The organism is Dactylosporangium sp. NBC_01737, assembly GCF_035963215.1.
Lineage (GTDB): Bacteria > Actinomycetota > Actinomycetes > Mycobacteriales > Micromonosporaceae > Dactylosporangium.
In genome coordinates, this window is sequence record NZ_CP109153.1 from 12,617,935 (window position 1) to 12,636,341 (window position 18,407).

The window sequence follows — 18,407 nt, forward strand, 5'->3', positions numbered from 1 at the left end:
GCCCTGCCTAGCCGACAGCTACCAGCGGTCGTGATGCAGCGCCTCGACCAGCGGAATCCTGCTACGCCAGCCGTGCCGTTCGAGGTCCGGCACCGCCTCCAGGTGCGTCACCGGGCCGAGGCACAGCCACGCGACGGGGCGGATGCCGTCGGGGATGCCGAGCAGGTCACGGACGAACGGCTCGCGGTAGAACGACACCCAGCCCACGCCGAGACCCTCGGCGGTGGCCGCCAGCCACAGGTTCTGGATGGCGAGGCAGACCGAGTACAGGCCGGCGTCGGCGATCGCGTGCCGGCCGAGCACCGCCGGACCGCCGCGACCGGCGTCGTAGGTGACGACCACGGACAGGGTCGACTCCAGTACACCGTCGATCTTGATGCGGGCGAACGTCCCGGCGGCCGCACCGTCCAGGGTGGCGGCGAACGTGTCCCGCTCCTGCCGCACGTGGTCGTGGAACGCGCCGCGCAGGCCGGGATCACGCACGAGGACGAAGTCCCACGGCTGCGACAGCCCGACGCTGGGCGCCGCGTGGGCCGCGCCGAGCACGCGGTCGAGGACCTCGGCGGGGATCGGCGCCCCGGTGAACTGGCCGCGCACGTCGCGGCGGCGGTGCACGACGTCATACAGGTCGGTGCTCATGTGGGCAGGCTCCCGCTGCTCAGGCCGGCCCCGGCGCGGGGCGGGCGGTGAACGCGAGGCCGGTCTTCGGACTCTCGGATCAACGCCTGACCGTCCGCCTTCCCAGCCCGCAGGCCAGTGACCGCACACGTTGTCGCGCGTGCATGGACGGCAGCTCCCCGATCACCGCGGCGGGCCCGTGCCGGATTCACACCGGCTTCCCGATTCTCCCCGGTCGCCCGGGGCACCTCGCATCAGTTCATGCCGCCGGTGAGCTTAGACGCACAGCCGGAAGTGTGTCGTGAGGCGGCCGTCCCGCAGGAGGTGGAACGCGAGCGCCGGCGGCGCCTCCGGCCGGTCCGGTGGCTCCCAGGGCAGCAGCATCGTGGACTCGACGCCCGGTGCGGCCAGGACCGGCACGCCCGCGAACGTGCTCACCGCGGCGCTGTGGACGTGGCCGCAGAGGACGGCGACCACGTCCGGGTGCCGGCCGAGGACCTCGGCGAGCCGGCCCGCGCCGAGCTGGCGGACCTGGTCCGCGGCGGGCTTGCCGACCGGCACCGGCGGATGGTGGCAGCACACGAACGCGGGCGTGCCGGCGGTCGCCGCGAGGGTGCGGTCGAGCCAGTCGAGGGTGTCGTCGTCCAGCCGGCCCTCGGCATGCCCCGGGACGCTGGAGTCGCACAGCGCGAACACGGTCCCGGCGACGGTCTCGACCCGGTTCACGGGACCGGTCGCCGGCGCCTCGTCGAGGAGTTCGCCACGGAACACGGACCGGTCGTCGTGGTTGCCCGGCAGCGCCAGCACCGGCACGCCGAGCTGCTGGAGCTTGCCGAACAGCGCGTACTCGGCGGCCAGGCCGTGATCGGCGACGTCGCCGGTCACCACGATCGCGTCGAGCGGGCGCTGCAGGCCGCCCAGGTAGGCGACGACCCGATCGAGGCGGTCCGGCGGCTCCGATCCGATGTGGAGGTCGCTGAGGTGGGCGATGAGCACCCCATCCGGTTACCCCAGCAGCGCCGCGCTACCCGCGGCTTCGAACGCGGCGCGCACGTCGTCGGGGCCCTCGGTGAAGTGGGCCCAGCTGTCGACGTGGACGGGCAGGACCGTCTTCGCGCCGAGGAGGCGGGCCGCCTCGAGCATGCCGGCGGCGCCGAGGGTCAGGTCGGCGTCGCCGAGCAGGACGGTGCGGGCCTTGCCGCCGAACAGGATCGCGACGTCGACGGCCGGGAAGCGGTCGGCGATCCGCGCCACGACATCCAGGGAGGCGTTGTCGCCGCTGACGTAGACGGTGGGCAGGTCGTCGCCGTGCAGGACGAAGCCGGTGACCGGGCCGGTGAGGTGCTCGGTGCCGTCGGGGCCGTGCTGCGCGGGCACGGCGGTGACCCGCACGAGGCCGCCGCCACCGGGCCGGGGCAGGTGCACCTCGGTCCACGGCGGCAGGCCGACCGCGGGGCCGCCCAGCCGGGCGGCCGCTGCCGGAGTGCTGAGGATCAGGGGTACCGACGCCGCGAAGGCCCGACCGGAGTGGTCGAGGTTGTCAGGGTGCTGGTCGTGGGACAGCAGCACGACGTCGACGGTGCCGGCGTCCGCCGGGGTGCCGGACGCGGCCGCCGTCTTGGTCAGCACCCGGTTGCCGAGGGGGTAGTCACCGGGCGGGTCGAACGTCGGGTCGGTCATGAACGTGACGCCGCCGACGGTGAACACCGCGGTCGGGCCGCCGAACCGGCGGATCTGGAAGGTCATGCACCCCACTCTCCTGCCTTCCGGCCGCCACCAGGAGTGGCCGGAACGCCATCCCCCGATACGATCAAGCCATGAACCGCGCGCGCACGACAGTCGGGGTGCTCATCGGCGACGGCGCCCCGATGCTGGAGGTCGCGGTCGCGCCGCGGGTGTTCAGCGTCGTCGGCGCCGGCTTTGCGGTGCGCACCGCAGGGGAGCATCCCGGCCCGCTGTCGACGACCGCGGGCATCTCGATCAGCGCCCCGCACGGCCTCGACGACCTCGATGCGGCCGGCGTCGTCATCGTGCCCGGCTGGCGGCCGCCGGGTGGCGCCCCGGTCGCCCCGGGCATCCTCGACCGGCTCCGCCGCGCCCACGACGAGGGTGCCACCGTCGTCGGTCTGTGCCTGGGCGCGTTCGTCCTCGCCGAGGCCGGGCTGCTCGACGGGCGGCGGGCCACCACGCACTGGAAGCACCTGCCCACGTTCGCCGCCAGGTTCCCGGCCGTCGAGGTGGTCGACGACGTGCTCTACGTCGACGAGGGCACGGTCGTGACCAGCGCCGGCAGCGCCGCCGGCCTCGACGCGTGCCTGCACCTGCTGCGCCGCGACCACGGCCCCGACGTGGCCAACACCGCCGCCCGCGCCCTCGTCGTGGCGCCGCAGCGGGCCGGCGGGCAGGCGCAGTTCATCGAGCGCCCGGTCCCCCAACTCCGCGCCGGCGACGCGGTCGGCGACGCGATGCGCCACGCGCTGGAGCGCCTGGAGGACGTCACGCTCGACGTGGATCGCCTGGCCGCGGCGGTACACCTGAGCCGCCGCACGTTCGATCGTCGCTTCCGGGAGACGACGGGCTCCTCGCCGCTGCGGTGGCTGCTGCAGCAGCGGGTGCTGCGCGCCCAGCACGTGCTGTCCACCACGGACCTGGACATCGACGCGGTCGCCCGCGCCTGCGGTTTCACCGACGGCGTCGCCCTGCGCCCGCACTTCCGCCGCCTCGTCGGTGTCCCGCCGCAGTCCTACCGCGCGAGCTTCCGCGCCTCCTGACGCGGGAGCTCCGGGCGCCTTTGCGATTCCACTGACATGGTCTTATGCTCATATTCAATTCGACGCCGGTCAGGCGTCGTTATGCTTCGAGAGTGGACAGGAGGAGCGACATGAGCCCAGCGGCTATCGCTGCCCACATGCCGGCCACCATCAGTCTCGACGACGTCGCAGCCATGGCGGATGCGGATGAGCGCCACCGCTATGAGCTGAGCCGAGAAGGGGTGTTGTCCATCATGCCGCCGGCCGGCCCGGAGCATGCGCTGGTCGTGGCCAGGATCATGCACTGGTTCTTCGCCAACGGATTCGGGGCCGAGCAGGTCACCGCGGACTGCGGCATCGACGTCGGCGGCGGGCGCCAGCCGGACCTGACGGTCTGGGCCAAGGGGATGCCGCCCCGCCCGGCCCGGTCAAGTTACGCGGGCCGTGACGGCCTGCTCCTGGCCATCGAGGTGATGTCATCCGACAGTGAGATCATCGACCGGGTGGTCAAACGCGACGAGTATGCGGCCGCAGGCATCCCCCGCTACTGGATCGTCGAGCGCGACACGGCAACGACCGTGCACGCTCTGACCCTGGTGCACGGCGAGTTCGTGGCGGAGCGCGAGCCCCTGCCCCTCGCCTGGTTTCTCAACGGGCCGGTGCCCGAGCTCAGTTGACGGTGAGGACGAGCTTGCCGGTGGTGCGGCGGGCGAGCAGGTCCTCGTGCGCCCGGCGGGCGTCCTCCAGCGGATAGGCGGGGCCGACCTGCGGGCGCAGGACGCCGGTCGCGGTCAGGTGCAGCAGTTGGGCAAGCGGGCCGTGGAAGGCGTCGGGGCGGGTGAGGACGGGGCGGAGCCAGAAGCCGGCGACCGCGATGCTGCGGGTGGCCAGGTCGGCGGGCTCGACGGGTGGGCGGCCGCCGCGGGAGGCGTCGCCGTAGGTGACGAGGCGGCCGAGCGGGGCGAGGGCCGCCAGGGCGGCGGTGAACGTGGGGCCGCCGGTGGACTCCAGGACGATGTCGACGCCGGCGCCGCCGTTGGCGGCCAGGACGCGGTCGGTGTAGCCGTCGGGGTCGCTGTCCACGGTGGCGTCGGCGCCGAGGGACGCCGCCAGGTCGCGTTTCGCGGGGCTGGAGGCGGCGGCGATGATCCGGCCGGCGCCGAGGTGGCGGGCGAGTTGCACGGCGAGGGTGCCGACGCCGCCGGCGGCCGCGTTGACCACGACCGTGTCGCCGGGGCGCAGGGCGGCGCTGCCGTGCAGCAGGTGCCACGCGGTGAGGCCCTGCACCAGCAGCGCGAGGGCCGGGCCGTCTGCGACGGCGTCCGGCACGTCGACGGTGTCCACTGTGGACACGGCGGCGCGGGCGGCGTAGCCGCCGCCGGCGAAGGTGAGCGCGGCGACCCGGCGGCCGTCCGGGGCGCGGCCGACGACCTCGGTGCCGGGGATGAAGGGCAGGGCCTGGCCGCCGCTGTACGTGCCTGCCGTGCGGGACGTGTCGGCGTAGTTGATCCCGGCCGTGCTCACGTCGACGAGCACCTGCCCGGGGCCTGCAACGGGGTCGGGGACGTCGGCGGGCACGAGGACTTCCGGACCGCCGAAACGGTCGCAGCGGATGGCGCGCATGATCCCAACCCTACGACGTGATCAGCTCCACGATCCGCCGCCAGGCGTCGGTCGCCGGGTCGGGGCGGAACGTGGGCGGGCCGGGCAGCAGAAAGGCGTGCGGCGTGCCGGGGTACACGACGATCTCGTGCCGCACGCCGGCGTCGCGCAGGGCCGCGCCGACGGTGGCGACGTCGGCGGCCGGCACCACGTGGTCGTCGGCGCCGACGAGGAACAGCAACCGGCCGGTGATCGCGGGCGTCAGGGTCACCGTCGGCGCCGGGCGGCTCAGCGCGATCTGCGGGCCGGTGAGCCAGCCCGGGTACAGCACCGCGGTCGCCGCCAGGCCCAGGCGGGCCGCCGCGAGGTAGGCGACGTGCCCGCCCATGCTCAGCCCGACCATGCTGACGCGGGCCGGGTCGCCGCCCAGGACGTCCACCGCCCCGGCGACGTCACGGACCACCTCGTCGCGGTCCAGGGCGTGCAGCAGCTCGAAGCCGCGGGCCCGCCCCGCGTCGTCCTGGGCGAGCTCGATGCCGGGTGCGGTGCGGTGGTACAGGTCGGGCACGGCGACCAGGCAGCCGGCCGCGGCGAGCCGGTCGGCGAACGCACGGACGGGCGCGTCGACGCCGAAGAGCTGATGGCCGACGACGACCCTGTGCCGCGCCGCGCCGGTCGGCGGCCGTGCGATGTACATGCCGGCCACGCTAACGACCAGGGCACGGCGGCGACCAATAGCCGCGTCGATGGCCGCGATCAGTCCTCGGATGGCACCTCGCGGAGCTTGCCGGTGGCGACGTCGTAGACGAAGCCGCGGACGGACTCCTTGCGCGGGATGAACGGGTCGTCGAGGATGCGGCGGACCGACTGGCGCACGTCGTCGTCGAGGTCGGTGAACGCCTCCGCGGACCACGGCGGCTTGATGCCGACCTCGGCCTGGATGCCGGCCTTGAACTCGTCGTCGGTGAAGGTGAGCATGCCGCAGTCGGTGTGGTGGATGAGGACGATCTCGCGGGTGCCGAGCAGTCGCTGGCTGATCGCGAGGCTGCGCAGCTCGTCGGCGGTGATGACGCCGCCGGCGTTGCGGATCACGTGGGCGTCGCCCTCGGCCAGGCCGAGGAGGCCGTAGGGGTTGAGCCGGGCGTCCATGCACGCGACGACGGCGATCTGCTTCGCGGGCGGCAGCGGCAGGTCGCCATTGGTGAAGCCGGCGGCGTAGCGCTCGGCGTTGGAGAGCAGCTCATCGGTGACGGTCATGCCCGTACCATAAACCCATTACTCATATCGGAGTAGTGGTCTACTTGCTCAAACCCGATCCAGCGAGGAGACCCGGTCCAGCGTGGAGAACAGCAGGGTGCGATGGTCAGCGACACCCGCCGATCGTATGCCTATATTTCCCATCGGAAATAGCGTCATAGACGTCACCCGTATGATCCGCACCCGTGACGGTGCAGGGGGTTCTGCTCGACCTGGACGGCACGCTGCTGGACCACGAGGCGGCGGTGACGACGGCGCTGCTGCGGTGGCTTCCCACCGTAGGGGTCGAGCCGGCCGGGCCGGCCCTGGCCCTGTGGCGCACGGTGCAGGAGCGGCACCTGAGGGACTGGCGGGCTGGACGGATCACGTTCCAGCAGCAGCGCCGCCGCCGGGTCCGGGACTTCCTGGTCGCGGTCGACCGGCCCACCGGCGACGACGATCGGCTCGACCTGCTGTTCGCCGGGTTTCTGCGGGGGTACGAGCAGTCCTGGGCGCCTTACACCGACGCCGCACCGGCGCTGGAGGCGTTGCGCCGGGCCGGGCTGCGCACGGCGGTGCTGACCAACGGCATCGAGGAGCAGCAGACCGCCAAGCTGGCCAGGATCGGGCTGCTCGACCGGGCCGGGCCGGGCCGGTCTACACCGCGGAAGCGCTGGGGCTGTTCAAGCCCGACCCGGCCGTGTTCGCCGAGGCGTGCCGGCGGTGGGGCCTGCCACCCGCCGCCGTGGTGAGCGTCGGCGACCGGCACGACCTGGACGTGGTGGCGGCGCGGGCCGCCGGGCTGCACGCCGTGCACCTGGACCGCGACGGCGCCGGGCCGCTCGACGAGCCGCACCGGGTCGCGTCGCTGACCGAGCTACCGGGGTGCCTGCACGCGTTCGGCTGAGGGCGCCGACGCGGAGGCGAGCAGCGCCAGCTTGTCCGCGTCGGCCGAGCCTGCATCGGGGTGGTAGACGACGAGCATGATGCCGTCGGTGCTGCCGACCAGGAGCTTCTCCCGGTTCAGGCGGATCTCGCCGACCTGCGGGTGGTTGAAGGGGATCACCGCGCCGACCCGAGGGCGCACGTCGTGGCGGGCCCACAGCCGCCGGAACAGCGGGCTGGCCAGGGACAGCTCGCCGACCAGCTCGATGCAGCGCGGATCGTCGGTGCCGGTGGCCTGGCGGAAACCGGCGACCAGGCCGGCCGCGGCCAGCTCGAAGTCGGGGAACAGGGCCTGCTCGGCCGGGTCGAGGAACACGTCCCGCAGCCGGTTGCCGCCCCGGACGAGGCGCGGCGAGAGGGCCGTGGCGAGGGGGTTGGCGGCCAGGACGTCGAGGTACCGCCCCTCGATGAACGCGGGCAGCGGGAGCATCGCGACGAACTTGGCGGTGCTGGGCGGGACGGCCTCCTTCCGCGGGCGTGGCCGGCGGCGGGACTTCGCGGCGGCGAGGCCGAGCAGGTACGCCGTGGTGTCCTCGTCGAGGCGCAGGACCCGGGCGAGGGACTCGAGCACCTGCACCGACGGGCTGCGGTCCCGCCCGCGCTCCAGGCGCAGGTAGTAGTCGGCGCTGATGCCGGCCAGCATCGCGACCTCCTCGCGGCGCAGGCCCGGCGTGCGCCGCACCCCCACGACGGGGACGCCCGCCTCCTCGGGGGTGACGAGCTCCCGGCGGGCGCACAGGAACGCGCCCAGCAGGTTCGGCTCCTCGCTCATGCCGTCACCTCCGCTACGCTCCGGCGCCGGCCTGAGCCAACCCTGCACCCCTGACTCGCGATCTCTCCGCTACGCTCCGGACCGCTCATGCAGCCAACGGTAGGCCGCGCCGGGGCCCGGTGAGGGGGTCCTGCCGGACCCCTGGCTGGCCGGGGCTCTGGCTCGGTCCGGCCGGGCGCCGGACCGTGGTCGCATGACCACGAACCAGCAGCGGGTACTCGTCACCGGCGGATCCGGTTTCATCGCCGGGCACTGCATCCTGCAGCTGCTCGACCAGGGCTACCTCGTGCGCACGACCGTGCGTTCGCCGCAGCGGGAGCGGGTGGTGCGGGCCGTGCTCGCCGACGCCGGCATGGTGCGCGGCGACGCGCTGAGCTTCGTCGCCGCCGACCTCACCGGCGACGCCGGATGGGCCGAAGCGGTCAGCGGATGCGACTTCGTGCTGCATGTGGCGTCGCCGGTACACCTCGGCAAGGTCAAGCGCGATGACGACGTCGTCGTCCCCGCCCGCGACGGCACGCTGCGGGTGTTGCGCGCCGCCCGCGACGCCGGCGTCAAGCGGGTCGTGCTCACCTCCGCCTTCCACGCGGTCGGGTTCGGCCACCCGCACACCGACCGCACGTTCACCGAGGACGACTGGTCGGTGCTCGACGGGCCGGGCGTGGACGCGTACGGCCGGAGCAAGATCCTCGCCGAGCGCGCCGCGTGGGACTTCATGGCCGCGGAGGGCGGCGCGACGCAGCTCACCACGATCCTGCCCGTCGCCGTCATGGGGCCGGTGCTCGGCAAGGACGTCTCCGGTGCCAACCACATCGTGCGGCGGATCCTTGACGGGCAGCTACCCGGCTACCCGAACCTGTGGATCCCGATCGTCGACGTGCGCGACGTGGCGCACGCGCACGTGCTGGCGATGACCGCGCCCGGCGCGCAGGGGCAGCGGTTCCTGCTCGCCGGCGGTCCCTCGATCGCGATGCGGCAGATCGGGGCGATCCTGAAGACGCACCTCGGCGACGCGGCCGGGCGGGTGCCGACCCGGGGCATCCCGGACGCCGTCGTGCGGATCGCCGCCGTGTTCTCCGCCGAGTTCCGCCCCGTCGCGGCCGACCTCAACTTCGTCAAGAAGGTCTCCACCGACAAGGCACGCCGCGTCCTGGGGTGGCGGGCGCGCCCGCCGGAGGAGGCCGTCGTCGCCTCCGCCGACAGCCTGATCGCCAGGTCGCTGGTCAGGCGGTGAGCCGCAGGTGCCGGTCCAGGAACTCCAGCACGGCGCCGGTGAGCTCCAGCCGGTGGTCGGACAGGGCATGGTCGGTCGGGAACAGCACGTGCTCGAGGCGGATCCGCGGGCTCGCCCCGTACACCTGGACCAGCGGCACATGGTGCACCTCGTGCGGGGCGACGGGGTCCAGCCCGGTGCCGACGAGCAGCACCGGACGGTCCTCGAACGCGGACGCGAGACCGGCCAGCCGCCACGCCGGGCCGGCCGCCATCATCTCGCCGACGAGGGCCTCGCCGCTGGTGCCGCGCAGCGGAAGCAGGTCGCTGCCGAGCGCCTCGACGCACGCCGCGCGGGTCGCCGGGTCGGCGCACAGCTCGGCGGCCCTGCCGACGTCGAACCCGGCCACGGAGACGGCCGCGCGGAGCGCCGGGTCAGCGGCGGCCGTCATCAGCGCCGCGAACCCGCCGAGACTGTGCCCGGCGACCGCCACCCGCGACGGGTCCAGGCGGTGCGTGGCGGCGAACGCCTCGGCGCGCACGGCGGCGACGACCGTGGCGGCGTCCTGCAGGACGTGCCGCCAGGAGTAGTCGCCGCCCATGCCCCACGACCCGCGGTAGTGGAAGACCAGCGCGGCGTAGCCGGCCCGGCGCAGGGCCTGCGCCAGGTCGAAGTTGCGTTCGTTGCCGGGGAAGCCGTGCAGCAGCACGACCGTCGGGTGCGGGCCGGGGCCGGCGGGCAGGTGCAGGACGCCGGCGAGGGTCTCGCCGCCACTGGTGAAGGAGACCGCGGGTGTGCTCGCGGCCGGGACCGTCGTCATCGTCGGGACGCTAGCACAGAGATCGAACCGTTCGGTACCATCTAGGGCGTGCCAGTCACCAAGGGAAGCGCGATCGACCCGGCCCGCACCCGCGCCGGCATCCTCACCGCCGCCACCGAGCTGCTCTACCGGCGCGGCCTGGACGGCATCGGCGTGGCCGAGCTGTGCGCGAGCATCGGGGTGTCCAAGGAGACGCTCTACCGGCACTTCGGCTCGAAGGACGGCCTGGTCGAGGCGGTGCTGCAGGAGCGCAGCGACCGCGTGACGCGGTGGCTGGCCGACGCCGCGGCCGCCGCCGGCGAGGACCCGTGGGCGCAGCTGGCGGCGGTGTTCGACGCGCTCGGGCGGTGGCACGCGGAGCCGTCCTTCCGCGGCTGCGCGCTGCTGAACGCGGCGACCCAGTGGCACGAGGGCACCGCTCGCGCCACCGCCGCACGGCACCTGGACCGGCGCCTCGACCTGCTCACCGGGATCGCCCGGCGGGCGGGGGCGCACGACCCTGCGGCGTCGGGCCGGCAGCTGCTCACGCTCGTCGTGGGCGCCACGGTGCTGGCGGATCTCCACCCTGGACCGGACGCCCCAGCCACCGCCTCAGCCACCGCCGCGGTCACGGCCGGGCAGGCCGCGGCGGCGCTGCTTCGAGCGGGTTGTCCAACGGTGTCCAACGATGGGCGATCGACGGGCATCACATCGACAGAATGACGATATGGCGGCGGCTCAACTGGTACATGACGAACTGTATTGGAACTATCGGGAGCAGACCCGGACATCGGGGATGCTCTTGCGCACCGGGCGGTTACGCGCGTGGCGCGAGGACGGCGGCAGATTACTGGCGATGCTGACCGTCCAGCCGTACTTCGAGGACTACGGATGCACGATCCCGGAGCAGGTCCGGGCCAGGTTCCCGTTCTCCGGGCGACTCGTGGACGTGGTGTCCTACGAGCCCGGATGGTGGGGCGGCAGCTGCCGCTACCACGTCGCGGACCCGGCCTATGCGGCCGTGCAACGGTGGATGTACGTGGACGCCCGGACGATCGGCCGAAGGATCGGCCCGGGCTTCCAGATCGACGACGAGGCTGACACGACGTTCGGCCAGCTCGGCGCTTGACCATGCACGAAGCGGCTCGCACGGGGGGCCGCCCACTTGGCGTAGATATCGGGCAAAACGCTATGAAGGCCGCGGGGCGTCCGTAGCGTTGGGTTGATGAGGATGGTTCACAGGCTGACGGCCGCACTGGCCGCCGTCGCGGTGACCGGTTCCCCGGCCACCGCCGCCCACGCCCACACCGCTTCGTCGGCCACCGCCGCTCACGCTTCTTCGCCGGCCACCGCCGCCCAGGCCCGGGCTTCCGAGGACCTGCGGCCCGCGTTGCTCACGCCGGCCGACCTGCCCGAAGGCTTCGTGCCGGTCGCGGTCGCCACCAGCGACGACGGCGCGGTCACCCTCGGCGGCAACTTCCCCGGCTGCCCGTCACTGGACCCGGTGACCGGCGAGGGCACCACGGCCGCCGCCGTCACCTACAGCAAGGGCGTCGTCGGGCCGTACCTGACCAACGCCCTCGTGCACTTCCCGGCCGGCGGCGCCGCGACCGCGATGGACCGGGTCGCCGCCGCCGTCACCACCTGCAGGTCCTTCAGCCAGGAGCTCGCCGGCATCACGGTCCGCTTCACGCTGTCGCCGACCGAGGTCCCCGCGACGCTCGGCGACCGCGCCTTCGGGGTACGGATGACCGGCGACACCGACTTCGGCATCGCCGTCACCGCCGACATCGTCGCGGTCCGCCGCGGCGAGTTCGTGCTGTGGCTCAACGACATGGCCGTCGGCACCACCGGCGCCGGCATGGTCGGCACCCTCGCCGAGGCCGCTGCCGACCGCTGCGCGCAGCGCGTCAAAGTCTGCTGACGGCGAGCACGACCTTCCCGGCCGAGCGGCCGGTGGCGACCCGCTCGTGCGCCTCCGCGACCTCCTCCAGCGGCAGCACCGCGTCCACGACGACCCTCAGCTGCCCCCGGTCGACGAGGTCGGCGAGGGACCGCAGGCCCGCGTGGTCGGGCTGGACGAGCAGGAACCCGGCCCGCCGGCCCTGACGGCGCGCCACGTCCGCCAGGTACGCCTCGGCGGGCGAGGCGAGGGACACCAGGATGCCGCCGGGCCGCAGGGCCGACAGGGACCGTGGGCCGTACTCGCCGCCGATCGGGTCGACCACCACGTCGAGGTCGGCGACGGCGTCCTCGAACCCGACCGCCGTGTAGTCGATCACCTCGTCCGCTCCGAGCCCGCGGACGAGGTCGTGCTTCGCGGCCCTGGCCGTACCGATGACGTACGCGCCCCTGGCCTTGGCGATCTGCACGGCGAGGTGCCCGACACCACCGGCCGCCGCGTGGATGAGCACCCGCTGCCCAGGCCGGACGTCGGCGGTGTCGACGACCGCCTGCCACGCGGTGAGCCCGGCCAGGCCGAGCCCGGCGGCCTCCACATGCGACAGTCCGGCCGGCTTGCGGGCCAGGTGCCGGGCCGGCGACGTCACGTAGTCCGCGTACGTGCCGGCGGCCTCCGGCAGGCGAGGCATGCCGAACACCTCGTCGCCGGGCCGCAGCCAGGTCACGCCGAGCCCGACCTCCTCGACCACCCCGGACACGTCCCAGCCGAGCCGGACCGTGGTGCCGAGCAGGCCGCCCGTGCTGCGGTGCCACAGGTCGGTGGGGTTCACGGCGGTCGCGTGGACCCGCACGAGCACCTCCGAGATCCCCGGCTCGGGCCGGCCCACCTCCATCACCCGCAGCACCTCTGGCCCACCGAACGTCTCCTGACCGATCGCGCGCATCGCATTGTTTCCCATACGCCAGAGCCTCGCCGTGACGGGCATCGCATTCCAGTGGCCACATTGCCAGTATGTGCAAGGATCTGGCCATGGCCGCGCACCGTGTCGTCGTCCTCGCCCTCGACGGCGTGTATCCGTTCGAGCTGAGCATCCCGAGCCGGATCTTCGGCACCGCCGGGCCGCTGTACGAGGTGGTGACCTGCAGCCTCGACGGCGCCCCGGTCCGCACCGGCTACGACTTCAGCGTCACCGTGCAGCACGACGCGGCCGCCATCGACACCGCCGACACGCTCGTCGTGCCGCCGTTCGTGTGCGCGCCCGACGGGCCCCGCGACTGGCTGCCCGCTCCCCTGGCGGCGGCGCTGGGCCGGCTGCGGCCCGGCGCGCGGATCGTGTCGATCTGCACCGCCTCCTACGTCCTCGGCGCCGCCGGGCTGCTCGACGGCCGCCGCGCGACGACGCACTGGAACGACGCCGAGCACTTCCAGCGCACGTTCCCCGCCGTCGACGTCGACGCCTCCGTGCTGTTCATCGACGACGGCGACGTCCTCACCGCCGCCGGCGCCGCCTCCGGCATCGACGTGTGCCTGCACCTGATCCGCCGCGACCACGGCAGCGCCGTGGCGAACCGGGTCGCCCGCCTGTGCGTCGTGCCGCCGTGGCGCGAGGGCGGCCAGGCCCAGTACATCGACCGCCCCGTCCCGTCACCGGCCACGGCGACCACGGCCGCGACCCGGCAGTGGGCCCTGGGCCGCCTGGACCGTCCGATCTCCCTCGCCGAGCTGGCGGCCCACGCCCAGATGAGCGTCCGCACGTTCTCCCGGCGCTTCCGCGAGGAGGTCGGCATGACCTCGGGGCAGTGGCTGACCCGGCAGCGGATCGAGCATGCCCGGCGCCTGCTGGAGACCACCGACCTGCCGGTGGACCGGGTCGCCGCCGAGGCCGGGTTCGGCACCGCCGCCTCCATGCGCCAGCACCTCGCCGGCGCCATCGGCGTGCCGCCGATGGCCTACCGCAACACCTTCCGCGCCGCCACCGCCCCGGCCTGACACCGTGCCGCGCCGGCGGCGCTCGCACCTGTCCGCGGGCGCCGCCGGCTGGGTCGCTCAGCCGTTGAGGAAGTCGTACACGGCCGCCGGCGCCTCGATCACCGCTTTGCCCGTGGGCCTGGCCGGGATCGTGACGGTGCCGTGCTGGGTCACGGTCATCTTGAGCTGGTGCGGCTTCGTGGGACCCGCGGCCGGGACGTCGATGAGCAGCTCGGTGAGCCGGCCCTCGGCGTCGAGGGTCGCGGTGAACGGCACGGTGGCCGCCTTGGCCCCCAGCGCCTTGACGACGGCCTCATCGGTCACCGGCGTGCGTACGCCAGCTTCCTGGGCGCGTCGACCGCTGCCGACCCTGAACTGTCGCTGGCCCGCGGCTTCGGGGTGGTCGCTACGGGCGCAGGCCGGACTGGACGGCGAAGACGACCAGCTGGGCGCGGTCGCGGGCGTGCAGCTTCAGCATCGCCCGGCTGACGTGGGTGCGGACCGTGGCGGGGCTGACGACCAGCGCGGCGGCGATCTCGTCGTTGGACCGGCCGGTGGCCACCCACGCGACCATCTCCCGCTCCCGGTCGGTGAGCCGGTGCAGCTGCGGGTGCGGCACGGGCGGTGGCGACCCGGTGGCGCCGAAGCGTTCGATGACGCGGCGGGTCACCGACGGCGACAGCAGCGACTCGCCCGCGGCGACGACCCGCACCGCGCGCAGCAGGTCCTCCGGCGGGGCGTCCTTGAGCACGAAGCCGCTCGCCCCGTCGCGCAACGCGGTGAAGATGTACTCGTCGAGCTCGAACGTGGTGAGCATGACGACGCGCACCGCGGCGAGGGCCGGGTCGGCCGTGATCTGCCGCAGCGCCGCCAGGCCGTCGAGGACCGGCATCCGGATGTCGAGCAGGACGACGTCGGGCAGGCAGCGGCGTACCGTGGCGACCGCCTCCATCCCGTCGGCCGCCTCGGCCACCAGGTCCACATCGGACTCGCCGCCGAGCAGGGTCCGCAGCCCCATGCGGACCAGGGCCTGGTCGTCGGCGACCACGACGCGGATCACGGCGCTCGCTCCACCGGTGGCTCCAGCGGCAGCCGCGCCGTCACCGCGAAGCCGCCGCCGGGTCGCGGGCCGGCCTCGAGGGTGCCGCCGGCGCGTGCCGCTCGGGTCCGCATCCCGGTGATCCCGCTGCCGCCGGTCGCCGCGCCCGCCGCCCGCCCGTCGTCGTGGACCTCGACGAGCAGGTCGTCGCCGTCGCGGGCGACCCGCACCCGGGCGTTGCCGGCGTCGGCGTGGCGCAGCACGTTGGTCAGCGCCTCCTGCAGGATGCGGTACGCGGCGACGTCCACCTCCTGCGGCAGCTCCCCCGCCCAGATGTCGGCGGCGACCGCCAGCCCACCGGACCGGATCCGCTGCAGCAGCACCGGCGCCTCGGCGAGCCCGGCCGCCGGCCGCCGCGGCCCGTCGCCCTCGCCGCGCAGCAGCCCCAGCTCGGCCCGCATCCCGTCCAGGGCGTCGCGGCTGGTCGCCCGGATCGCCTCGAGCGACTCCCGCGCCTTGCCGGGGTCGCGGTCCAGCACGTGCAGCGCGACCCCGGCCTGCATCGCGATCACGGCCAGGCCGTGCCCGACGGCGTCGTGCAGCTCGTGGGCCATCCGCGTCCGCTCGTCGGCGACCACCCGCAGGACGTTCGCCTCGTGCACGTCGGCGAGCGCGTCGCGGCGGGTCCGGACGTTCACGCCGATCGCGGCGGGCAGCGCGACCGCGAGCAGCACCAGCAGCGGCCAGGTGCCGGCGACCCCGCTGTAGGGCAGGCCGAAGCGGAGCCCACCGGCCACGTAGACGGCGAGCCCCAGCGCGACGTTGGCCGGCACCGAACGCCCGGCCGGCCACGCCACGGCGACGCCGGCCGCCGCGACCGGGACCGCGACGAGGATCGGCCCGACGGGATACCCGGCGGCGAGATACGCCACGACCGCGGCGCCGCACCCGGCGAGCGTCACCGCGGGCAGCCGGCGCAGCGCGAGCGCGGCGGCCGCCGCGGCCACGACGAGCAGGTAGGCGGTCAGGTCCGGCGAGCGGGTCCAGCCGAACTCGCCCTCGCCGGCGTCGCCGGTGCCGGCCAGCCCGGCCCCGGCGATGAGCAGCGCGGGCCACACAACCCGCCACGCCCGCGACACCATCGGCCGAGGATACGTTGATTTGCGTACGTGAGGTGCCGTCCGCACGCTGACGCGGTGCCGCCCGCCGGCGCCGATGCTCGGATCATGACCGAGACGATGGTTTCCACCGACCGGCTGACCCGCCGCTACGGCACCCGTGCCGTGGTCGACGGGGTCAGCCTGACCGTCCACAAGGCCGAGGTGTACGGCTTCCTCGGCCCGAACGGCGCCGGCAAGACGACGACGCTGCGCATGATCCTGGGACTGGTCCGCGCCTCGTCGGGCACCGCGACGGTCGCGGCGCGGCGCACCGGCGCGCTGATCGAGGGGCCGGGGTTCTTCCCGTACCTGTCCGGCCGCGACAACCTGCGCGTGCTCGCCCGGCACCGCGCCCTGCCGGACTCCGCCGCCGACGCCGCCCTCGACCGGGTGGGCCTGGACGGGCGCGCGGCGTTCCGCACGTACTCCCTCGGCATGAAGCAGCGGCTCGGGGTGGCGGCGGCGCTGCTCGGCGACCCGGAGCTGCTGGTGCTCGACGAGCCGACCAACGGCCTGGACCCCGGCGGGATGGCCGGGATGCGCGGGCTGCTGCGCGACCTCGCGCGGGAGGGCCGCACCGTGCTGCTGTCCAGCCACCTGCTCGGCGAGGTCCAGGACATCTGCGACCGCGTCGGCGTCATCAACGGCGGGCGGCTGGTCGCGGAGAGCACCGTCGCCGCGATCCGTGGCGCCGCAACCCTGTTCGTGCGGGCCGCACCGCTCGACGCGGCGCTCGACGCCGCGACGCGGGCCGGCTTCCCCGTCTCCGTCGCCGACGGCGGCCTGCGATGCGCCACGGAGGCTCCGCCGCTGGTGCGGGCGCTCGTGGAGGCGGGGGTCATGGTGTACGAGGTGCGCACCGTCGAACGCTCCCTCGAGGACGTCTTCTTCGACCTGACCGACGGGGGTGTGGCGTGAACGCGGAGCTGCTGCGGCTGCGGAAGTGGCCCGTGCTGTGGGTGCTGCTCGGCGTCGGGCTCACCCTGGACCTGCTGTTCGGGTACGTCTTCGACTACCTGTCCTACCGCACCGGCAGCCGCCCGGTCAGCGAGGACGCCCCGCTGCTCGCCGGTCTGCTGCCCGCCGGGGTGCCGGTGACCACCGTGGAGGGCATGCCGATGTTCGGCGGGGCGATCCTGCTGGTCCTGGGCGCGCTCGCGGCCGGCAGCGGCTACGGCTGGGGCACCTGGAAGACGGTCCTGACCACGTCCCCGTCACGGATCCGGGCGTTCAGCGGCCTGGTCGGTGCGCTCGGTGCCGTCGTCATGGGCCTGGTCGCGGCGATGTTCGCGCTGAACTTCGCCGCGGCCGCCGTCATCGCCACCGCCGAGTCCCAATCCCTTGCCCCGCCGGGGTTCGCGGACCTCGCCCGGACGGTCGGCGGCGCGCTGCTGACGCACGCGATGTGGACGGCGTTCGGGGTCCTGCTGGGCATCCTGGCCCGCGGCCCGGCCCTGGCCGTCGGCCTGGGCATGGTCTGGGCCCTCGCGGTGGAGAACCTGCTGCGCGGCACCGGCAACGTCCTCGCCCCGGTCGGCGCGGTCGCGGACCTGCTGCCGGGCACGGCGGCGGGCTCCCTCGCCGGCGCACTGGGCGCCGCCACCTTCACCGACGGCGGCACCCCGGGCGTGCTGTCCACATTGGACGGCGCTCAGGCGGCGCTGCTCCTCGCCGCCTGGACGGCGCTGTTCGTCGTCTCGGCCGGCGCCCTGCTCACCCGCCGGGACGTCACGTGACCGCCCGGGCTTCGAGGCGGCCCGGTAGGCCGCCTCGAAGCGCTCGGTCTCCACGGTCCACCGCACCCGGTACCGGTCCTGCGGTGGCATCCGCTCCAGCAGCCCGGCCGCGACGTCGCCGGGCAGCGCGGCCAGGATCCATCACGGTCAGGAACCGGGCGGCGACGTCCGGCGGCCGCCATTGCAGCTGCGATGCCGCCGCCAGCGGCGGCATCGCGCACAGCCGGTCCGTGGCGTCCTCGGCGCTCATCAGCAGCAGGACCTGGTCGCGCTTCGGGCGGGGAAACCGCTCCGCGGCCACGGCCGGCGGCATGGCCGCCAGCAGCTGCGCGGCCAACGGTTGCGGCATCGAGTTGAACATCCACGCCGCCGAGCGGACGTCCATCGCCGCGATCGCGGCCGCCACCGTGGCGGCGTCGCCCATGGCGGCCGCGATCCGGGCCGCCGGCGCGGGTTCGAGCGCCTCGAACACCGCCGCGGCGGCCTCGGCGGCGGGCAGTGCGGCAAGCTCCGGCGCGGGCCGCGGACGGGTGATCGGCACGCCGTGCGTAGCGCTGCCACAGCAGGTCCAGGTGCCGCTGCAGGGCCGCCTCACGGACCCCGGCGTCGGCGGCGACGAGGTCGAAGACCCAGGCGTAGGCGTCCAGCGCCCTGATGTCGAAGCGT

Annotated in this window: 24 protein-coding genes and 1 riboswitch; of the genes, 11 read left to right on the top strand and 13 right to left on the bottom strand. The window is 74.4% G+C overall.

What is annotated here, in order from left to right; genetic code table 11:
* Positions 1 to 18: 18 nt before the first annotated feature.
* The 3 genes from bluB to OHA72_RS58120 form a co-directional block, all read right to left on the bottom strand.
* A complete protein-coding gene (gene bluB, locus OHA72_RS58110) occupies positions 19 to 639 on the bottom strand; it encodes a 5,6-dimethylbenzimidazole synthase (RefSeq protein ID WP_327004661.1) in 621 nt (206 codons plus the stop codon).
* A 40-nt stretch (positions 640 to 679) separates the two neighbouring features.
* A riboswitch (cobalamin riboswitch) is annotated at positions 680 to 884 on the bottom strand.
* Between the two features lie 10 nt (positions 885 to 894).
* Positions 895 to 1,614: a metallophosphoesterase gene (locus OHA72_RS58115; RefSeq protein WP_327004662.1), complete on the bottom strand. Its 720-nt coding sequence runs from the start codon at positions 1,612 to 1,614 to the stop codon at positions 895 to 897.
* A gap of 9 nt (positions 1,615 to 1,623) precedes the next feature.
* Entirely contained in the window at positions 1,624 to 2,364 is a 741-nt protein-coding gene (locus OHA72_RS58120) for an MBL fold metallo-hydrolase (RefSeq protein WP_327004663.1), read from the bottom strand.
* Between the two features lie 71 nt (positions 2,365 to 2,435).
* Between OHA72_RS58120 and OHA72_RS58125 the strand changes: the two genes are divergently transcribed.
* Together OHA72_RS58125 and OHA72_RS58130 are read left to right on the top strand one after the other, a co-directional pair.
* On the top strand, positions 2,436 to 3,389 hold the full coding sequence (locus OHA72_RS58125) for a GlxA family transcriptional regulator (protein WP_327004664.1): 954 nt from the start codon (positions 2,436 to 2,438) through the stop codon (positions 3,387 to 3,389).
* A gap of 137 nt (positions 3,390 to 3,526) precedes the next feature.
* Positions 3,527 to 4,045 carry a Uma2 family endonuclease gene (locus OHA72_RS58130; RefSeq protein ID WP_327004665.1) on the top strand — a complete coding sequence of 173 codons (519 nt, stop codon included), beginning with the start codon at positions 3,527 to 3,529 and terminating at the stop codon, positions 4,043 to 4,045.
* Here OHA72_RS58130 and OHA72_RS58135 read toward each other — a convergent pair.
* Genes OHA72_RS58135 through OHA72_RS58145 form a run of 3 tightly spaced genes read right to left on the bottom strand, consistent with a single transcriptional unit; the run spans position 4,038 to position 6,227 of the window.
* A complete protein-coding gene (locus tag OHA72_RS58135) occupies positions 4,038 to 4,991 on the bottom strand; it encodes a quinone oxidoreductase family protein (protein ID WP_327004666.1) in 954 nt (317 codons plus the stop codon). The genes OHA72_RS58130 and OHA72_RS58135 overlap by 8 nt on opposite strands.
* Before the next feature lie 10 nt (positions 4,992 to 5,001).
* Entirely contained in the window at positions 5,002 to 5,667 is a 666-nt protein-coding gene (locus tag OHA72_RS58140) for a dienelactone hydrolase family protein (protein ID WP_327004667.1), read from the bottom strand.
* Positions 5,668 to 5,726: 59 nt separating this feature from the next.
* Positions 5,727 to 6,227: a beta-class carbonic anhydrase gene (locus OHA72_RS58145; RefSeq protein WP_327004668.1), complete on the bottom strand. Its 501-nt coding sequence runs from the start codon at positions 6,225 to 6,227 to the stop codon at positions 5,727 to 5,729.
* A 185-nt stretch (positions 6,228 to 6,412) separates the two neighbouring features.
* Between OHA72_RS58145 and OHA72_RS58150 the strand changes: the two genes are divergently transcribed.
* Positions 6,413 to 6,958, top strand: coding sequence for an HAD family hydrolase (locus OHA72_RS58150; protein WP_327004669.1), 546 nt, complete (start codon positions 6,413 to 6,415; stop codon positions 6,956 to 6,958).
* Positions 6,907 to 7,113 carry an HAD family hydrolase gene (locus OHA72_RS58155; protein WP_327004670.1) on the top strand — a complete coding sequence of 69 codons (207 nt, stop codon included), beginning with the start codon at positions 6,907 to 6,909 and terminating at the stop codon, positions 7,111 to 7,113. Before OHA72_RS58150 ends, OHA72_RS58155 begins: the two co-directional genes overlap by 52 nt.
* On the opposite strand, the gene OHA72_RS58160 is transcribed toward OHA72_RS58155, so the two are convergent.
* Complete coding sequence (locus OHA72_RS58160) at positions 7,084 to 7,923, bottom strand: helix-turn-helix domain-containing protein (protein ID WP_327004671.1); 840 nt, start codon at positions 7,921 to 7,923, stop codon at positions 7,084 to 7,086. The two genes, OHA72_RS58155 and OHA72_RS58160, sit on opposite strands and share 30 nt — an antisense overlap.
* Positions 7,924 to 8,116: 193 nt before the next feature.
* Here OHA72_RS58160 and OHA72_RS58165 point away from each other — a divergent pair, with 193 nt between their 5' ends.
* Positions 8,117 to 9,157: an SDR family oxidoreductase gene (locus OHA72_RS58165; protein ID WP_327004672.1), complete on the top strand. Its 1,041-nt coding sequence runs from the start codon at positions 8,117 to 8,119 to the stop codon at positions 9,155 to 9,157.
* On the opposite strand, the gene OHA72_RS58170 is transcribed toward OHA72_RS58165, so the two are convergent.
* Positions 9,147 to 9,956, bottom strand: a complete 810-nt coding sequence (locus OHA72_RS58170; protein WP_327004673.1) for an alpha/beta hydrolase family protein — start codon at positions 9,954 to 9,956, stop codon at positions 9,147 to 9,149. The genes OHA72_RS58165 and OHA72_RS58170 overlap by 11 nt on opposite strands.
* Positions 9,957 to 10,004: 48 nt before the next feature.
* Between OHA72_RS58170 and OHA72_RS58175 the strand changes: the two genes are divergently transcribed.
* The 3 genes from OHA72_RS58175 (at position 10,005) to OHA72_RS58185 (ending at position 11,859) form a co-directional block, all read left to right on the top strand.
* Positions 10,005 to 10,658: a TetR/AcrR family transcriptional regulator gene (locus tag OHA72_RS58175; RefSeq protein WP_327004674.1), complete on the top strand. Its 654-nt coding sequence runs from the start codon at positions 10,005 to 10,007 to the stop codon at positions 10,656 to 10,658.
* Positions 10,659 to 10,791: 133 nt separating this feature from the next.
* Positions 10,792 to 11,064: a hypothetical protein gene (locus OHA72_RS58180; protein WP_327004675.1), complete on the top strand. Its 273-nt coding sequence runs from the start codon at positions 10,792 to 10,794 to the stop codon at positions 11,062 to 11,064.
* A 96-nt stretch (positions 11,065 to 11,160) separates the two neighbouring features.
* Positions 11,161 to 11,859, top strand: coding sequence for a hypothetical protein (locus tag OHA72_RS58185; protein ID WP_327004676.1), 699 nt, complete (start codon positions 11,161 to 11,163; stop codon positions 11,857 to 11,859).
* On the opposite strand, the gene OHA72_RS58190 is transcribed toward OHA72_RS58185, so the two are convergent.
* Positions 11,846 to 12,796, bottom strand: a complete 951-nt coding sequence (locus OHA72_RS58190; RefSeq protein WP_327004677.1) for an NADP-dependent oxidoreductase — start codon at positions 12,794 to 12,796, stop codon at positions 11,846 to 11,848. The genes OHA72_RS58185 and OHA72_RS58190 overlap by 14 nt on opposite strands.
* 71 nt (positions 12,797 to 12,867) lie before the next feature.
* Between OHA72_RS58190 and OHA72_RS58195 the strand changes: the two genes are divergently transcribed.
* Positions 12,868 to 13,827, top strand: a complete 960-nt coding sequence (locus OHA72_RS58195) for a GlxA family transcriptional regulator (protein WP_327004678.1) — start codon at positions 12,868 to 12,870, stop codon at positions 13,825 to 13,827.
* A 57-nt stretch (positions 13,828 to 13,884) separates the two neighbouring features.
* Here the strand turns inward: OHA72_RS58195 and OHA72_RS58200 are convergent, their stop codons facing one another.
* The 3 genes from OHA72_RS58200 to OHA72_RS58210 all read right to left on the bottom strand — a co-directional run bounded on the left by OHA72_RS58200 (position 13,885) and on the right by OHA72_RS58210 (position 15,987).
* A complete protein-coding gene (locus tag OHA72_RS58200; RefSeq protein ID WP_327004679.1) occupies positions 13,885 to 14,130 on the bottom strand; it encodes a hypothetical protein in 246 nt (81 codons plus the stop codon).
* 82 nt (positions 14,131 to 14,212) lie between these two features.
* Positions 14,213 to 14,866 carry a response regulator transcription factor gene (locus OHA72_RS58205; RefSeq protein WP_327004680.1) on the bottom strand — a complete coding sequence of 218 codons (654 nt, stop codon included), beginning with the start codon at positions 14,864 to 14,866 and terminating at the stop codon, positions 14,213 to 14,215.
* On the bottom strand, positions 14,863 to 15,987 hold the full coding sequence (locus OHA72_RS58210; RefSeq protein WP_327004681.1) for a sensor histidine kinase: 1,125 nt from the start codon (positions 15,985 to 15,987) through the stop codon (positions 14,863 to 14,865). The genes OHA72_RS58205 and OHA72_RS58210 overlap by 4 nt, the downstream gene beginning before the upstream one ends.
* A gap of 84 nt (positions 15,988 to 16,071) precedes the next feature.
* Between OHA72_RS58210 and OHA72_RS58215 the strand changes: the two genes are divergently transcribed.
* Both OHA72_RS58215 and OHA72_RS58220 read left to right on the top strand, forming a co-directional pair.
* On the top strand, positions 16,072 to 16,923 hold the full coding sequence (locus OHA72_RS58215; protein WP_327004682.1) for an ABC transporter ATP-binding protein: 852 nt from the start codon (positions 16,072 to 16,074) through the stop codon (positions 16,921 to 16,923).
* Entirely contained in the window at positions 16,920 to 17,741 is an 822-nt protein-coding gene (locus tag OHA72_RS58220) for an ABC transporter permease (protein ID WP_327004683.1), read from the top strand. The genes OHA72_RS58215 and OHA72_RS58220 overlap by 4 nt, the downstream gene beginning before the upstream one ends.
* Here the strand turns inward: OHA72_RS58220 and OHA72_RS58225 are convergent.
* Positions 17,734 to 18,282 (bottom strand): magnesium transporter MgtE N-terminal domain-containing protein, encoded by a 549-nt coding sequence (locus OHA72_RS58225; protein ID WP_327004684.1) that lies wholly within the window; start codon positions 18,280 to 18,282, stop codon positions 17,734 to 17,736. The genes OHA72_RS58220 and OHA72_RS58225 overlap by 8 nt on opposite strands.
* Positions 18,283 to 18,407: the final 125 nt, after the last annotated feature.

What these genes read in the sequence shown, in the direction of transcription:
- bluB (WP_327004661.1), bottom strand. Translation starts at nt 639, where the DNA reads ATGAGCACCGACCTGTATGACGTCGTGCACCGCCGCCGCGACGTGCGC.
- OHA72_RS58120 (WP_327004663.1), bottom strand. Translation starts at nt 2,364, where the DNA reads ATGACCTTCCAGATCCGCCGGTTCGGCGGCCCGACCGCGGTGTTCACC.
- OHA72_RS58125 (WP_327004664.1), top strand. Translation starts at nt 2,436, where the DNA reads ATGAACCGCGCGCGCACGACAGTCGGGGTGCTCATCGGCGACGGCGCC.
- OHA72_RS58130 (WP_327004665.1), top strand. Translation starts at nt 3,527, where the DNA reads ATGCCGGCCACCATCAGTCTCGACGACGTCGCAGCCATGGCGGATGCG.
- OHA72_RS58135 (WP_327004666.1), bottom strand. Translation starts at nt 4,991, where the DNA reads ATGCGCGCCATCCGCTGCGACCGTTTCGGCGGTCCGGAAGTCCTCGTG.
- OHA72_RS58140 (WP_327004667.1), bottom strand. Translation starts at nt 5,667, where the DNA reads ATGTACATCGCACGGCCGCCGACCGGCGCGGCGCGGCACAGGGTCGTC.
- OHA72_RS58145 (WP_327004668.1), bottom strand. Translation starts at nt 6,227, where the DNA reads ATGACCGTCACCGATGAGCTGCTCTCCAACGCCGAGCGCTACGCCGCC.
- OHA72_RS58160 (WP_327004671.1), bottom strand. Translation starts at nt 7,923, where the DNA reads ATGAGCGAGGAGCCGAACCTGCTGGGCGCGTTCCTGTGCGCCCGCCGG.
- OHA72_RS58165 (WP_327004672.1), top strand. Translation starts at nt 8,117, where the DNA reads ATGACCACGAACCAGCAGCGGGTACTCGTCACCGGCGGATCCGGTTTC.
- OHA72_RS58170 (WP_327004673.1), bottom strand. Translation starts at nt 9,956, where the DNA reads ATGACGACGGTCCCGGCCGCGAGCACACCCGCGGTCTCCTTCACCAGT.
- OHA72_RS58180 (WP_327004675.1), top strand. Translation starts at nt 10,792, where the DNA reads ATGCTGACCGTCCAGCCGTACTTCGAGGACTACGGATGCACGATCCCG.
- OHA72_RS58185 (WP_327004676.1), top strand. Translation starts at nt 11,161, where the DNA reads ATGAGGATGGTTCACAGGCTGACGGCCGCACTGGCCGCCGTCGCGGTG.
- OHA72_RS58190 (WP_327004677.1), bottom strand. Translation starts at nt 12,796, where the DNA reads ATGGGAAACAATGCGATGCGCGCGATCGGTCAGGAGACGTTCGGTGGG.
- OHA72_RS58195 (WP_327004678.1), top strand. Translation starts at nt 12,868, where the DNA reads ATGGCCGCGCACCGTGTCGTCGTCCTCGCCCTCGACGGCGTGTATCCG.
- OHA72_RS58210 (WP_327004681.1), bottom strand. Translation starts at nt 15,987, where the DNA reads ATGGTGTCGCGGGCGTGGCGGGTTGTGTGGCCCGCGCTGCTCATCGCC.
- OHA72_RS58215 (WP_327004682.1), top strand. Translation starts at nt 16,072, where the DNA reads ATGACCGAGACGATGGTTTCCACCGACCGGCTGACCCGCCGCTACGGC.